The sequence below is a fragment of the Pseudoalteromonas sp. SR44-2 genome, from assembly GCF_014163745.1.
Taxonomy (GTDB): Bacteria; Pseudomonadota; Gammaproteobacteria; order Enterobacterales; family Alteromonadaceae; genus Pseudoalteromonas; species Pseudoalteromonas distincta.
In genome coordinates this window covers 93,942-107,420 of the sequence record NZ_JACJDW010000008.1, presented here as the reverse complement: position 1 = coordinate 107,420, position 13,479 = coordinate 93,942, and the positions used below count along the sequence as shown (strand labels likewise).

At 37.7% G+C, this 13,479-nt stretch carries 13 protein-coding genes; 10 read left to right on the top strand and 3 right to left on the bottom strand.

All coding sequences use genetic code 11. From position 1 onward, the window contains the following. Positions 1-20: 20 nt before the first annotated feature. The 4 genes from H5115_RS07150 (at position 21) to queG (ending at position 4,054) form a co-directional block, all read left to right on the top strand. Entirely contained in the window at positions 21-887 is an 867-nt protein-coding gene (locus H5115_RS07150) for a DMT family transporter (RefSeq protein ID WP_002958018.1), read from the top strand. Continuing rightward, a complete protein-coding gene (locus tag H5115_RS07145; protein ID WP_182754477.1) occupies positions 884-1,588 on the top strand; it encodes a glycerophosphodiester phosphodiesterase family protein in 705 nt (234 codons plus the stop codon). The genes H5115_RS07150 and H5115_RS07145 overlap by 4 nt, the downstream gene beginning before the upstream one ends. Positions 1,589-1,633: 45 nt before the next feature. Continuing rightward, positions 1,634-2,854, top strand: a complete 1,221-nt coding sequence (locus tag H5115_RS07140) for a methyl-accepting chemotaxis protein (protein ID WP_182754475.1) — start codon at positions 1,634-1,636, stop codon at positions 2,852-2,854. A gap of 66 nt (positions 2,855-2,920) precedes the next feature. Further along, positions 2,921-4,054 (top strand): tRNA epoxyqueuosine(34) reductase QueG, encoded by a 1,134-nt coding sequence (gene queG / locus H5115_RS07135; protein ID WP_182754473.1) that lies wholly within the window; start codon positions 2,921-2,923, stop codon positions 4,052-4,054. 34 nt (positions 4,055-4,088) lie between these two features. On the opposite strand, the gene H5115_RS07130 is transcribed toward queG, so the two are convergent. The 3 genes from H5115_RS07130 to H5115_RS07120 form a co-directional block, all read right to left on the bottom strand. Next, positions 4,089-5,216 (bottom strand): PleD family two-component system response regulator, encoded by a 1,128-nt coding sequence (locus tag H5115_RS07130; protein WP_058154163.1) that lies wholly within the window; start codon positions 5,214-5,216, stop codon positions 4,089-4,091. 54 nt (positions 5,217-5,270) lie between these two features. Beyond that, entirely contained in the window at positions 5,271-7,265 is a 1,995-nt protein-coding gene (locus H5115_RS07125) for an ATP-binding protein (protein ID WP_182754471.1), read from the bottom strand. Between the two features lie 119 nt (positions 7,266-7,384). After that, positions 7,385-7,873 carry a GNAT family N-acetyltransferase gene (locus tag H5115_RS07120; RefSeq protein WP_058154161.1) on the bottom strand — a complete coding sequence of 163 codons (489 nt, stop codon included), beginning with the start codon at positions 7,871-7,873 and terminating at the stop codon, positions 7,385-7,387. Between the two features lie 81 nt (positions 7,874-7,954). On the opposite strand from H5115_RS07120, the gene H5115_RS07115 reads away from it, so the two are divergent. The 6 genes from H5115_RS07115 to H5115_RS07090 all read left to right on the top strand — a co-directional run bounded on the left by H5115_RS07115 (position 7,955) and on the right by H5115_RS07090 (position 13,409). Then, positions 7,955-8,530, top strand: a complete 576-nt coding sequence (locus tag H5115_RS07115) for a glutathione peroxidase (RefSeq protein WP_182754469.1) — start codon at positions 7,955-7,957, stop codon at positions 8,528-8,530. An 86-nt stretch (positions 8,531-8,616) separates the two neighbouring features. Then, positions 8,617-8,898, top strand: coding sequence for a peptidylprolyl isomerase (locus H5115_RS07110; protein ID WP_002958009.1), 282 nt, complete (start codon positions 8,617-8,619; stop codon positions 8,896-8,898). A 64-nt stretch (positions 8,899-8,962) separates the two neighbouring features. Beyond that, the gene (locus H5115_RS07105) at positions 8,963-9,541 is read left to right on the top strand and encodes a glutathione S-transferase family protein (protein WP_024605976.1); all 579 of its coding nucleotides are present in this window, start codon (positions 8,963-8,965) and stop codon (positions 9,539-9,541) included. A 17-nt stretch (positions 9,542-9,558) separates the two neighbouring features. Then, positions 9,559-9,909, top strand: coding sequence for a DUF2750 domain-containing protein (locus H5115_RS07100; RefSeq protein WP_002958007.1), 351 nt, complete (start codon positions 9,559-9,561; stop codon positions 9,907-9,909). Between the two features lie 99 nt (positions 9,910-10,008). Further along, positions 10,009-10,689, top strand: coding sequence for a hypothetical protein (locus H5115_RS07095; RefSeq protein ID WP_024605975.1), 681 nt, complete (start codon positions 10,009-10,011; stop codon positions 10,687-10,689). Positions 10,690-10,835: 146 nt separating this feature from the next. Next, positions 10,836-13,409: a M1 family metallopeptidase gene (locus tag H5115_RS07090; RefSeq protein ID WP_182754467.1), complete on the top strand. Its 2,574-nt coding sequence runs from the start codon at positions 10,836-10,838 to the stop codon at positions 13,407-13,409. The last annotated feature ends 70 nt before the right edge of the window (positions 13,410-13,479 follow it).

Here is a 13,479-nt window from a genome sequence, read left to right as displayed (position 1 = left end):
AAGTACAACAAGGAAACTAAATGCAGCCTCAGCAACAAAGTTTAATTTATTTACACATAGCGGTATTACTTTTTGGCGGGACCGCTCTATTTGCCAAACTTATTGGTTTAAATGCTTTAGATATTACCGTTTACAGAACTGCAATTGCAGGAATGGCTATTTTAGCCATGCTTTATTTTCAAAAAAAACAAATTAAACTCAACAAACCTAAAGACTATCTTATTGCGTTATTTTTAGGTGTTGCGGTGGGTATTCACTGGGTTACCTATTTTGCTGGTATGCAAATGGCCGGTATAACTATTGGAATGCTGGCATTTTTTAGCTACCCCGTAATGACGGTGTTTTTAGAACCCTTATTTAATAAAAGCAGGCCAAAAGCAAAAGATATAATAAGTGCAGCGGTGGTTGTTTTAGGTATTTACTTATTAGTACCAAGTGCAAACTTGGGCGATGATGTAACCCTAGGTGTAATAACAGGTGTGATATCAGCATTGTTTTTTTCAATAAGAAACATTACTCATAAGCGCTACTTTAGCCAATATGGCGGGCCGCAAACGATGTTTTATCAAACCTTAGTGGCAAGCATTATGTTGTGTGCATTTATAGAAGTACCAGTGTATGAGGTTAGTAATCACGACCTGATTTTAATTGCTGTAGCGGGTGTTATATTTACAGCTACACCGCACTCGTTATTTGCAGCAAGTTTAAAGCATTTATCAGCGGCAACCGCGGGGTTAATTTCTTGCTTGCAGCCACTTTATGGCACCATACTGGCTATAGTAATTATTCATGAACGTCCTACTATTATGACGTTAGTTGGTGGTGCACTCATAGTGAGTGCCGCTTGTTTTGAAACGTGGTCAATCACTAAAAAGGCTCGACAATGAAAGTATTTGCACACCGTGGTGCCAGTGGGGATTTTCCTGAAAACACCAAAAGCGCTATTTTAGAAGCGTTAAAAGTAGGTGTTGATGGTATTGAAGTAGATATTCAAAGTTCCTTAGATGATTACATGGTAATACATGACTCATGGCTTGATAGAACCACCAGCGGTCAAGGTAGGGTGAGTAACTTTACCGCTCATGAGCTCTCTAAGCTTGATGCTGGAAATGGTGAAAAAATTCCTACTCTTCAACAGCTGTTTGATTGGAATAACAATAAATCTTTATTAAATATAGAGCTTAAACACACGTTTGCACTAGAAAGGTTTGTGGCTCAATTAGAACAAAACATTGAAGCTAAAAAAATATCGAAAGCCAATATTTTAGTATCATCGTTTGATCATCATCAACTACAGTGGCTTAAAAACAAGCTACCATGGCTTAAAATAGGCGCCCTTACTTCTTCTATTCCAATTAACTATGCAAAGTTTGCTAGTGATTTAAACGCTTTTAGCGTGCATGTAGATAAAACCTTTATAAATAAGGCTTTTGCAGATGATGCAAAAAAAAGAGGCCTAAAGATTTATGCTTATACAGTCGATAGGGAAGAAGATATAGCGCTAATGATTGAGTATGGCATAGACGGAATTTTTACAAATTACCCAGCGCGAACCAAAGCTTACTTGTTGTCGTTACAAAAGAGCTAACTTACATTCCCCTCACTTAAATAACAATCGTAGGGCTTGAGCATAATGAGTGGTTTTATGAAAATTTATAACTATATAGAGCAAACATTCTTTTTTACGTTAACGCGTAAAATAGTCGGTAATTTAAGTTTTGTATTATTGTTCCAAGCAATTACGTTATTTTGGCTGCATCAGAGTTTAAGCGAACAACAGCAAAGTACAGGGCTATTTTGGCTGCTTACGCTTGTGATCATATCTGGTTTTATTTTTACTCTTTTTTATATGCGTTTTTTAATTGTTCGCCCTGTTACTGCTATGCGCGATACTTTGATAGATATAAACCAACAAGATGCAAATTTAGCAGCAAAACTTCCCCACTTTTCGTATGACGAATTTAAAGATTTAAGTTCACAATACAATATATTTACTGCCCATTTAAGTGAGTTACTCAGCACAACATATAACAGTGCTCAAGCTAGTGCACACAGCAATACACAAGTCACTGAATCAATGAAAAATACTGAGCAATCAAGTGAGCAACAAATACAGTTAAGCCACAGTATTATTAATGCCAGTATGCAAATAACCCAAAGCTTACAAGACATAGTAAATAATACAGATAGCGTACATAACGTTAATAATGAACACCTTAACTTTGTAAAACTATCTGCATCAGAACTCGCTGCTTTAGTAGAGCAGGTGAAACTTATTACTAATATGCTAGGTAGCTTTTCAAATACAATTGCGGGACTAAAAGAGAACAGTGAAAACATTCGTAGTATTTTAAAAATGGTTGAAGAGTTTTCTGATCAAACTAATTTGTTAGCCCTCAACGCCGCAATAGAAGCAGCTAGAGCGGGTGAAGCTGGCAGAGGATTTGCCGTAGTTGCAGACGAAGTACGCACGCTTTCAATAAAGGTAAGTGGCGCAACTAGGCAGATTAGCGACTTTATAAATCAGATGAATCATTTGGTAAACGAGACAAATAAAGAGTCAGAGCAATTAATGACTCACTCTAATAACGCACAAAGCTCAATTAGTGCAACCTGTGATGGCTTTACTAAAATGCTTAGTGAGTTTGAGCACAACCAGCAGCAGCTGCAACAAATAGCCAGTGCTGTGCATTTGCTTGAGGGCACCCAAAGTACGACTCACCAATCGGTAGAGCAAATCGTAGCTTTAGGGGAGCAAGCTAAACAGCAAATAGATACGGCATTAGCCGATAGCGAGCAATCTCAACAGCTAAGCTTGCAAACCCAACAACAGTTAAAACGCTTTGTGCACTAAGAAGCGTTTTCGGGCTCAGAGAAATATGGTAAATTACGCAGCTATTAATTTAAGTGTGTAAAGCGTGTGAGCAACCCTACCCCAGACTATGAAAAATTAGCCCTGCAAATAAAAACCTGGGGGCAAGAGCTTGGCTTTAGCGAAGTGGGCATTACTGATATTGACTTATCTAAGCACGAAGCCCAATTGCAACGTTGGCTTGATGCAGGCTACCACGGCTCGATGGATTATATGGCTACCCACGGTATGAAACGCGCCCGCCCTGCTGAATTAGTACCTGGTACACAGCGTGTTATATCTGTAAAAATGAATTATCTGCCTCCCGATGCTGGCTTTGCAAAAACCTTAAAAAATAAAGAAAAAGCATATATAAGCCGCTATGCATTAGGTCGCGATTACCATAAATTAATGCGTAATCGTTTAAAAAAACTCGGCCAAAAAATAGAGCAAGAAGTTGGCGAGTATGGCTTTAGACCCTTTGTAGATTCAGCCCCTGTACTTGAGCGTCAACTTGCCGAAAAAGCCGGTTTAGGGTGGCGTGGTAAGCATTCGTTATTAATTAACCAAGAAGCGGGGTCGTGGTTTTTTTTAGGCGAGCTATTTATTGATTTACCTCTACCAATTGATGCAGAAAACAGCTTTGAAGGCTGCGGTAAATGCGTTGCTTGTATTACTCTTTGCCCAACAGGTGCAATTGTAGAGCCCTACGTTGTTGATGCACGTAAATGTATATCGTATTTAACCATAGAACACCAAGGGCCAATACCAGAGCAGTACCGTTCTTTATTAGGCAATCGTGTTTATGGTTGTGATGATTGTCAGTTGGTATGTCCTTGGAATCGTTATGGACAAATAACTGACGAAAATGACTTTCATCCTCGCACTCAATTAAAAGATAAAGATTTACTTGAGCTGTTTGCTTGGGATGAGCCTACATTTTTAAAAAATACCGAAGGCAGCCCTATTCGTCGCATTGGCCACGAACGTTGGTTACGTAATTTAGCAGTTGGTTTAGGTAATGCAGAGTTTAGTCCCGCTATTATTAATGCCCTACAAGATAAAAGCCAAATATGCAGCGAACTTGTTTTAGAGCATATTGAATGGGCACTTGCTCAGCAAAACGATAAACAACGATTACAAATTCGTAAAACAGCTAGGTTAATTAGAATTGTAGAAAAAGGCTTACCAAGGGATGCATAGCACCGCTTAAGTAAACCTTTATATTGCGAAGTAACTAGTTTTTCAAAAGTAACGATAGATCTTGTTCTATCTCTGTAAAGGCTGCTTTGACTTGTTTAACAGACTCTTCTCTTGCTACTGAGTTTTGGATAGTTTCATCTACTTTTTTATAAATAAACACCTCCTGATCTTCATCCAGTCCCATTGATGGGATACGTTCTTCGAGCTCTTCTTGTAACTGTTTAAACACTTTTTCGTTGTTTTGACGGTTTTCATTCAACAAGCTAATTAAGCTATGAAACTTACTATGAACAGTACTTGCTACGGCATTAAGTTTCGCTCGTTGTGATTCAAGCATTTTCTTGGTCATGATGGCGCGTAGCTGCTGCTCGGTAACACTGACAATAAAACATACGTGGTCGCGTATACGACCATGCTTATCAGGGTCATGATCGGGCATATTTAAAATAAGTAAGCTAATCAATTCATAGTTAACTAAAATTCGGTGCGAAAACTCATGTAAGCGCCCTTTGTTTTTCAGCATTTCAAATAGCTCCACCACAATAGGTGAACACACGCCGTTTAGCGCAAAGTGGCTAATTTCATTATTTTCTCTAAATTCTACATTGCTTTGTAAATCAAAAGACTGCAGGCAATCTACAAGCGCTTTACCTAGCTCTTGAGGATCGTTAATAAAGCCTATGTTTTCAACGTAGTTAACTATTTGCCCCATTTCACTGCTATTGGCCATTGCATTAAATGCAGTTGATGTTGCATCTTCAACTTGCTTTTCTAGGCTTTGTTTTTCAACGAGTACTTGATTTAAATTTTTAAGCTTTGACTTAAGTTCATCATGGCCAAAGGGTTTTACAATATAGTCTTCTGCACCAACCGAGTAGCCTTCCATGCGCTCTTCAACTGTGCCACGAGCAGACACAAACATAACAATAATGTGTGCTGTATTTGGGTTTGCTTTAAGTGCCTTACATACTTCATAGCCGTTCATTTGCGGCATACTTACGTCGAGCAATATAACCTGAGGCATATAGCCCTCAACCATGTTTAAACACTCAGGACCATTCGTTGCTACTTGTAATTCAAAATCAAGATCCTCTAAAATTTCCTCAATAATTTCAAGGTTAAAGGGTTCGTCATCAACGGCAAGTATTTTAGTTAAGGCCATAATTTATCATCCATTTAAATTCTTTAAAAAGTTACTTGGTATGCCAAAAAACAATTAATTAGTGTGTTGTATTAACTGATCTTCAGCTAAATGCTCGTCTAAGTTTATTTCTAATGGCACTTGTATAGATATAGTTGCACCACCATTTTCGTTGTTACGTGCAGTGATTTCACCTTGGTGTAAAGATACAAACTCTCTACACAATGCAAGGCCTAACCCTGTGCCACCAGCACCACTATTTGTTTTACTGCTTTGCACAAACTTAGTAAAAATATGCTCCAACTCATCTTCTGGTATACCGACCCCATTATCGGTAACCTCTATAGTAGCAAGCTTATTATCTGACTCTAAATTTACCCGTATTTTACTTTTAGGTTCGCTAAATTTAAGTGCGTTACCTAGTACGTTTCGAAGTAACTGGTTTATTTGCTCTTCATCACATTGTGCAATTACAGGTAATGGCTGTGCGGTAAATATAATCTCAATTTCTTTTTCCATTGCCGTACCAGACACATCATCAATACTTGTTTTAATAATATTCGCTAAATTATAGGGACGAGGGTTAAATGGAAACTTGCCTACATCTAGCTTAGATAGGTCGAGTAAATTATTTAGTAACGACAGTAAACGCTCACCACTACTCTCTATTCGCGATAAATACTTAATGAGTTTTTCTTTTGCAAAATCTCCAGCTTCTAATTTACTTAAACCAAAACGAGAAAAGCTTAAAATAGAGTGCATAGGTGTTCGAAGTTCATGCGACATGTTTGCTAAAAATTCTGATTTACTTAAGTTTGCAGCCTCAGCCACATTTTTAGCATGCTCGAGTTGTGAAGTACGTGCTCTTACTTGCTCTTCAAGAACATCTTTTGCTTCAAGTAATAAATCCTCTTTTTGCTTAAGATGGGTTACATTTTTAAATATGACCGCAAGTGCTATTTCGCCATGGTGATCTATCTCATTAAAAGAGCCAACTAAGGGTATATAACCTCCTGCTGTTTTAGATAAACGTAAATCGCAGCTAAATTGTCGATTACTATTTAATGTCGAAATTTTATTTTTAATACCTAACGTTGAATCATCATCTAAAAAGCTAAATACTGATTTACCTTCTAGTTCGTTAAACGGTAAGTTAAATAGTTTTAAACAAGCATCATTAGCTTCTATCACTCTACCGCATTTCTCAAACAACATAATTGCATCGGGCGTATGCTTATAAATAACCTGAAGTAGGCTGTCTTTTTCAATCAGGGCATCAACTGTATCTTGTAGCCTTTCGACAAGTTCTGCGTTATGGCGTTTTAATAGCTCTGTTTGCCACAGTTTATGTATTGATTGTAATAGTGAGCTGTCGTTCAATGGCTTAATAAGTACGTCTTCTACACCTTGACGAATAGCTTCAATCATTGAAACTTGATCGGGACGTGAGGTAAATAATAAGCAACGGCAATGTGGTTGCATTATTTTTAAGTTTGAAAAAATTTCTAAACCGGTTCCGTCATCTAAAATAAAATCGCTTATCAGTATATCTATTTGCTTTTCTTTCGTAATTTCTAAAGCTTCTGCAGAGGTGGTTGCTGTATGGGTCTCGATATGAGCACCGATTAAGCTATTTTTCATTTTTTCGAGACGCTCAGGAACATGATCGACGAGTAAAATAGCGGGTAATTGCAAAATATGATTAGAGCCTAATTCTAGTAGGCTCTCTAAAAGAGAAGTAATTTCTTTATTAGAAAAAAATGGATATATCACGGTTGCGTCAGGCGCAACATGATTTAGCTCACTAAACGCAGTTAGTTGCTCACCACTTTGTGCTTTTGGAGCAAGCAGCATAAAACGCTCTTGCGCTACTTCGCTTACAAGCGGTTTTATAGAATCAACAGGCACACCATTGGCAACAACAACTAAGTCGTAGTCGCCTATATTGGTATACATGTCTAGCATGCTGAAATGAATTAATTCGACTTCACATCCTATTAATTCTAAAAGCACTTTCACACGCATTGCGATGACACTGCTACTATCAACAATTAATATTTTTCGAATCATCAAGCTACACTTCAAATTAATAAACTTAATATGTTAATAGCGTAGACTATTTTTATTTAATTGGCATAAACCCTTCGTCTTATTTTGTAAAAAAATATTACAACATTATGAAAAATAATTTATTCCAGATGTTTTCCAAAAATAGTAAGGCTATACGCCTTATCATCCATTATGGCAACGCTTGGCAACTCACCCCATATTGCAAAATCAAAATGCTTAAACAATTTAACACTCGGTAAGTTATGACTAAAAATAAAACCAAGCAATACTTTAATATTTAATTGCTTAGCTTGTGTTTGAGCAAATATCATTAGCTTTTTACCAAGCCCTTTACCTTGTGCTTTACGGGTAATGTAAATGCTCATCTCTACTGTGCCATCGTAAGCAGGACGCCCATAAAACGATTTATAACTTACCCAAGCAAGTACTTGGTTATTTTCGCAGTAAACATAAATAGGCCTTTTATCGTTATGGCTATTAAACCAGTCACGCTTTTCGTCAACAGTAACTTCTTGCGTATCTGCAGTTACCATTCGCCCTGCAATGGTTTCGTTATAAATGGCTACAATTTCACTAAGATCATCAATAGTTGCTAAACGGGTTGTCATAGGTCATTCAAAGGTTGATCAATTTGTTTCATATTAGCGTATGATTATCCAATCAAACAATTGAAAAGTTTAGGTAATGTAATGCTAAAAAAAATTATAATAGGATTAATGGCTTTATTTACTAATGCCCCACTCCACGCTGAAACATCATCAACTATAAACCAAACCTCTACCCAAGACTGTCAAGATTTTACCAATGTCGATATTCGAAAGCTGCGCTCAAAAGAATCTATTAATTTATGCCAATTTAAAAATAAGCCTTTATTAATAGTAAACACGGCAAGCAACTGCGGTTTTACACCCCAATTTAAAGGCCTTGAAGCGCTATATCAGCGATACAAAGAACAAGGTTTAGTCGTATTAGGCTTCCCTTCTGATGATTTTTTTCAAGAAGAGGATAGTGAAAAAGAAACTGCAAAAGTATGCTTTGTAAATTATGGTGTAACCTTCCCTATGTTTGCTACAAGCGAAGTGCGTGGTAGTAAAGCGAATCCAATTTTTAAATATTTGAATGAGCAAACTAGCTCTCCAAATTGGAACTTTTATAAGTATTTAGTGTCTGCTGATCGTGAGACGGTTTTACGGTTTAACAGCAAAGCAGCACCTGATTCAGAACAAATGATTGCTGCAATTGAAACTGTGCTTTCTGATAAATAAGTTTATACTGGTACAATTAGTTCAAACTAACTAGAATGATATTTTAACTCGGTTAAAAAAACACCACACTATACTCGGGAGATTTTATGACAGTAGCAAGCGCACGACATATACTTGTAGACAGTGAAGCACAATGCTTAGACTTAAAAACAAAAATTGAGCAAGGCGAAGACTTTGCTGAATTAGCCAAAGCGCATTCAAACTGCCCATCAGGTCAAGATGGCGGTGCTCTTGGTGAGTTTGGTCCTGGTATGATGGTTCCAGAGTTTGATAAAGTTGTGTTTTCAGCTCCAATTAACCAAGTACAAGGCCCTGTGCAAACTCAATTTGGTTATCATTTACTTGAAGTTACTAGCCGTTCAGAATAAATTTAACTGTATCGTAAGTAACGTTTTATAAAAGCCGCTTATGCGGCTTTTTTATGGAGTAATTATGCAATTAATTGGTTCTGTACCTTCACCTTACGTGCGCCGAATTAGAATTTGGGCACAACAAAACAACTGTAAACTAGAGCTTGTGAGTCTTGATATATTTTCTGAGCAAGATCGCCCTACTATGGCCAGTAAAAATCCAGCTCGAAAGATTCCCATTCTGGTAGATGGCGACTTAACACTTAGTGACTCTAATTCTATATTGCGCTATTTACTTGAAAAAACAGGACAACCAAAACTAACGTGGCCGCAAGAGCACTTACTTACGACTATAAATGCCTGTAACGATTCGCTAGTAGAAATGCTGCTATGTGAACGCTCTGGATTTGACACCAAAAGCGATAAACTCTTTTTTAATTTGCAAAACGAACGAATTGAACAAACATTAAGCTTTTTAAATACCCATTTAAGTGATGAAGAATTTAAAAGCTGTGAATACCTCAACATCAGTTTATACTGCCTGCTTGATTGGATTTGCTTTCGTGAATTAACTGACTTTAGTCAGTATTCAGAGCTTGTTGCTTTTCATAAGCAATATGGCAAGCGTCAAGCAGCAATAGATACTAATCCTCGTCACTAATTTAAAAAGGTAAACACATGAGCGATATCGAAATTGAATCACAACTAGTTAACTTTGTAGAAAAAGTACGTGTTAGCGAAGTAATTTGGGCACTTGGTGCAGAAGATAATGGCTTTGTAGTGTGCGATTCTAACCAATTTGACGAAACTGACGTACTACTGCTTTGGGAAAGTGAAGAAGCAGCTAAAGCGCAATGTAAAGAAGAGTGGAAAGACTACAGCCCTGTAGAAATAAATCTTGATGAATTTTTAGATGCATGGGTTGAAGATTTAAATGAAGATAACGCACTTGTTGGCATTAACTGGAATGATGACCAAGTATGTACAGAGATTGAACCTACTGGTTTAGCTCGCGCATTAAGTGAGTAATACTTTATACGCTTTATTTTAAGAGCGGATAAAACCCGACTAGCATCTACTGCTAGTTGGGTATAAAATAAAACACATCATTATTTTCAAGGTATTACGTTGAAAACCCATCTTGGTCGCCGACCCTTTTCAGCCATGGAACTGCACACTCTTTATAATGGATATATATACGGTGATTTTAAAGTTGCACGTGAGCAACCAAAACACTGGCATTTTTGGCTTCCTTTAATTGCATATTACAGTGGTGCTTATAGCGATGAAATTGGCTATCTAACGCTTGATGATCTGTCTCTTGAAAAAGATGTCTTATGTTTTAATTTTCATACTCACGGTAAGATAAAACCTCGCTTAGTTCCAGTGCATCAGGCACTTATAGATGCCGGGTTTAATGAATACTTAGCATTCATGAAATCACAAAATCAACAACGATTAATGTTCGACTTACCCGCTAAAACTGGCAGATACAGTGAAAAAGTCCGTATTTGGTTTTCAGGTGAAGGTGAGCGAGCCGGCTATTTACAAAAGTGTGATATACCAAACGTTGATCAACTCGGTATGAAAACAGCCATAAGCAGCCTTCGTCTTAACTTTGAGCAACAAGTGCGTATACATGCTCTGCAAGCCAACTCTAAAGACGCCTTTAATTACCTCATGGGATTTAACGAATACCCACACAATGAATTTAAGGACGTGCTTTTATTAAATAACGTGATCCAAAAAATACGTATTATTAACTCACACCTGCATTGGCAGCGTTTTATAACACGCGAAAGCCACTGACAAACTTTGTTACTATTTCCCCTTAAAGTCACCGTTATAATCAATTACTCTATTAAAAAAAACTGTTAGGATATCTAACCCCCTAATAATATGAGCATAAAAGCCTATTTAGGGTAGTTTCTAACAACAACAATCTAGGGATCACTATGTTTCTTAAAAGCCTCTTAACAGTGAGCGTTGCTTTGGCAATGGGTGCTGCAAACGCTAACGAATTCGTTATTGAAAAACTCGCAAAACCAAGTTCTCAACAGGTATCGTTAACACTCGATCCGAGCCAAGATACATTCACAGGGATGACTGAGATTTCCCTAGAAGTACTAAAACCAACAAAATACATTGAGTTAAATGGCGTAGCTTACGCTGTTAAAATGGCGCAGCTGCTTGGCGACGAAAACTGTGACTTAAACAACGAGATGCTTAAAACAGGTAAAGTTAAATTTAGCTGTGATGAGCAAATTCAACCAGGTAAATACACCCTTAAAGTTGATTTTTCAGCGCCATATAATCGTCAAAGCGTTGGTTTATACAAAACGTTAGATCAAGGTACACCTTACTTATTTACTCAATTTGAAATGAGTGATGCACGACGTGCATTTCCTGTTTTTGACGAGCCAAGTTACAAAATCCCATTTCAGCTAACAATCACTGCGCCTACATCACAAAAAGTATATTCAAATACGCCTGAGCTAAAAACAACAGTTAATGGCGATATGACCACACACTATTTTGATAAAACGCCGCCAATCCCTTCATACTTAGTCGCTATGGCTGTTGGCCCGTTTGAAGAATTAGATATTAAAGGCATGCCAATTCCTGGCCGTGTAATTACCCCTCAAGGTAAAATTCACTTAGCTGAATATGCAAAAGAAAACATGCCAAAAGTACTGGGCGCACTTGAAGCGTATTTTGGTATTCCTTACGTTTACAAAAAATTAGACTCAGTAGCAGTACCAGAGTTTCCCTTTGGCGCAATGGAAAACTCCGGCTTAGTAACCTACCGAGAAGATATTTTATTAGTTGATTTAGCTGCCGCAACCCGCAGTAAAAAACAACGTAATGTATCAATTATTGCTCACGAACTTGCTCACCAATGGTACGGTAATTTAGTAACCATGAAATGGTGGAACGACTTATGGTTAAACGAAGCATTTGCTAGCTGGATGGCTGCAAAAATTACTAAGCAGCTTAACCCTGAGTTTGAATCGCACTTAGACCTGCCACAAAACAACGTAATGGCACTTGATGCACGTTTAAGTACTAAGCCTATTCGTAAGCCAATTAAAACCGAAGCCGACATTATGGATGGTTTAGGTCTTGCTTACAGTAAAGGTAGCTCAGTACTTGCTATGGTCGAAAATTGGATTGGCGAAGATGCATTTCAAAAAGGTATACAAAGCTACTTAAAAGAGTTTTCGTATAAAAATGCGGAAGCGGCCGACTTATGGGAAGCACTGGGTAAAGCGTCAAATAAAGACGTAGCGAGTGTTTTAAAATCGTTTATTGAGCAATCTTCTTTTCCGCTCGTTAAAGTAACTCAACAAGGTAGCAAAGTAACTATTTCACAAAGCCGCTTTGTAAACGCAGGCGTTGATGCGCCAGAGCAGTTATGGAATGTACCAGTTGCAATTAAATATGGTGCTGGCGATAAAGTAAAAACAGCAAACGTATTACTTAATAAACAAAGCCAAACACTAGATTTAGACTTTGAACCAGAGTGGATTTATCCTGACCAAGGTGCACTAGGCTACTATCGCTGGGTAATGGATGATGCACAATTTAGCGCACTTGTTAAAAAGGCGCCAAGCGTACTGAGTGACCGTGAACGCTTGGCGTTGTTATCGGCTACTGACGCACTACTTGATGCTGGTGTTATATCTGCAGCTAAATTAATGCAAACTCTTGAAGTATTCATAAGCGATAGCCATCCTCGCGTAGCAAATACCGCGCTAGGTTACTTAGTATCGCAACAACGTACTTTTAAAGACGATAGCAATAAAGACCTATGGCCAGAATTTATTCGCGGTGCAGTAACGCCTGCGGCTAAAAAATATGGCCTAGAAGCTAAAGCTGGAGAAGACGGTGCTGTTGCACAACTTCGAGCAGCCGTGGTGTCACTATTAGGTTTTGATGGTGAAGATCAAAATGTAATCAAAAAAGCGAAAGAACAAACACAAGCTTATTTAAATGATCCACAAAAAGTAGACCCTTACTTAGCGGGTACGTACTTAACTCTTGCTGCTTTTCATGGCGATAAAGCACTGCTTGATCAATTCATGACTACGTTTAAAACGACTAAAGATCCACAAGTACGTACTAACATGCTTGCAGCTATGGGCTTTTTTGGTAAACCTGAATTACAAAAAGCGGTATTAGCTTACAGCTTAACGGATGAAGTAACAGCATCTGACATGCGTACTATTTTATCGGGTCAAAGTTACACAGATGAGCGCCAAGCATTATTTATTGATTGGGTTTACAGTAACTACGATAAAGTAACAGCAAGCTTACCGCCGTTCTTTATACCTAACTTACCGTACTTTACAACGGCGAGTTGTAATGCAGAAAGCTTAGCTAAAACGAAGACCTTCTTTAACGAAAAAGTAGCAGATGTAGCTGGCTACGCGCGTACATTAAGTAAGCTTGAAGAAAGCACAAACGATTGTATTGCGCTTAAAACACGCGAACTTGAATCGGTTAATAGTTTCTTAAAAAGTAAGTAATTATTAGGCTTATTAAGCTATAAAAATACAAAAGCCGCTGAATATAAATTCAGCGGCTTTTTACGTTTAT

What these genes read in the sequence shown, in the direction of transcription:
- H5115_RS07150 (WP_002958018.1), top strand. Translation starts at nt 21, where the DNA reads ATGCAGCCTCAGCAACAAAGTTTAATTTATTTACACATAGCGGTATTA.
- H5115_RS07145 (WP_182754477.1), top strand. Translation starts at nt 884, where the DNA reads ATGAAAGTATTTGCACACCGTGGTGCCAGTGGGGATTTTCCTGAAAAC.
- H5115_RS07140 (WP_182754475.1), top strand. Translation starts at nt 1,634, where the DNA reads ATGAGTGGTTTTATGAAAATTTATAACTATATAGAGCAAACATTCTTT.
- H5115_RS07130 (WP_058154163.1), bottom strand. Translation starts at nt 5,216, where the DNA reads ATGGCCTTAACTAAAATACTTGCCGTTGATGACGAACCCTTTAACCTT.
- H5115_RS07125 (WP_182754471.1), bottom strand. Translation starts at nt 7,265, where the DNA reads ATGATTCGAAAAATATTAATTGTTGATAGTAGCAGTGTCATCGCAATG.
- H5115_RS07120 (WP_058154161.1), bottom strand. Translation starts at nt 7,873, where the DNA reads ATGACAACCCGTTTAGCAACTATTGATGATCTTAGTGAAATTGTAGCC.
- H5115_RS07115 (WP_182754469.1), top strand. Translation starts at nt 7,955, where the DNA reads ATGCTAAAAAAAATTATAATAGGATTAATGGCTTTATTTACTAATGCC.
- H5115_RS07110 (WP_002958009.1), top strand. Translation starts at nt 8,617, where the DNA reads ATGACAGTAGCAAGCGCACGACATATACTTGTAGACAGTGAAGCACAA.
- H5115_RS07105 (WP_024605976.1), top strand. Translation starts at nt 8,963, where the DNA reads ATGCAATTAATTGGTTCTGTACCTTCACCTTACGTGCGCCGAATTAGA.
- H5115_RS07100 (WP_002958007.1), top strand. Translation starts at nt 9,559, where the DNA reads ATGAGCGATATCGAAATTGAATCACAACTAGTTAACTTTGTAGAAAAA.
- H5115_RS07090 (WP_182754467.1), top strand. Translation starts at nt 10,836, where the DNA reads ATGTTTCTTAAAAGCCTCTTAACAGTGAGCGTTGCTTTGGCAATGGGT.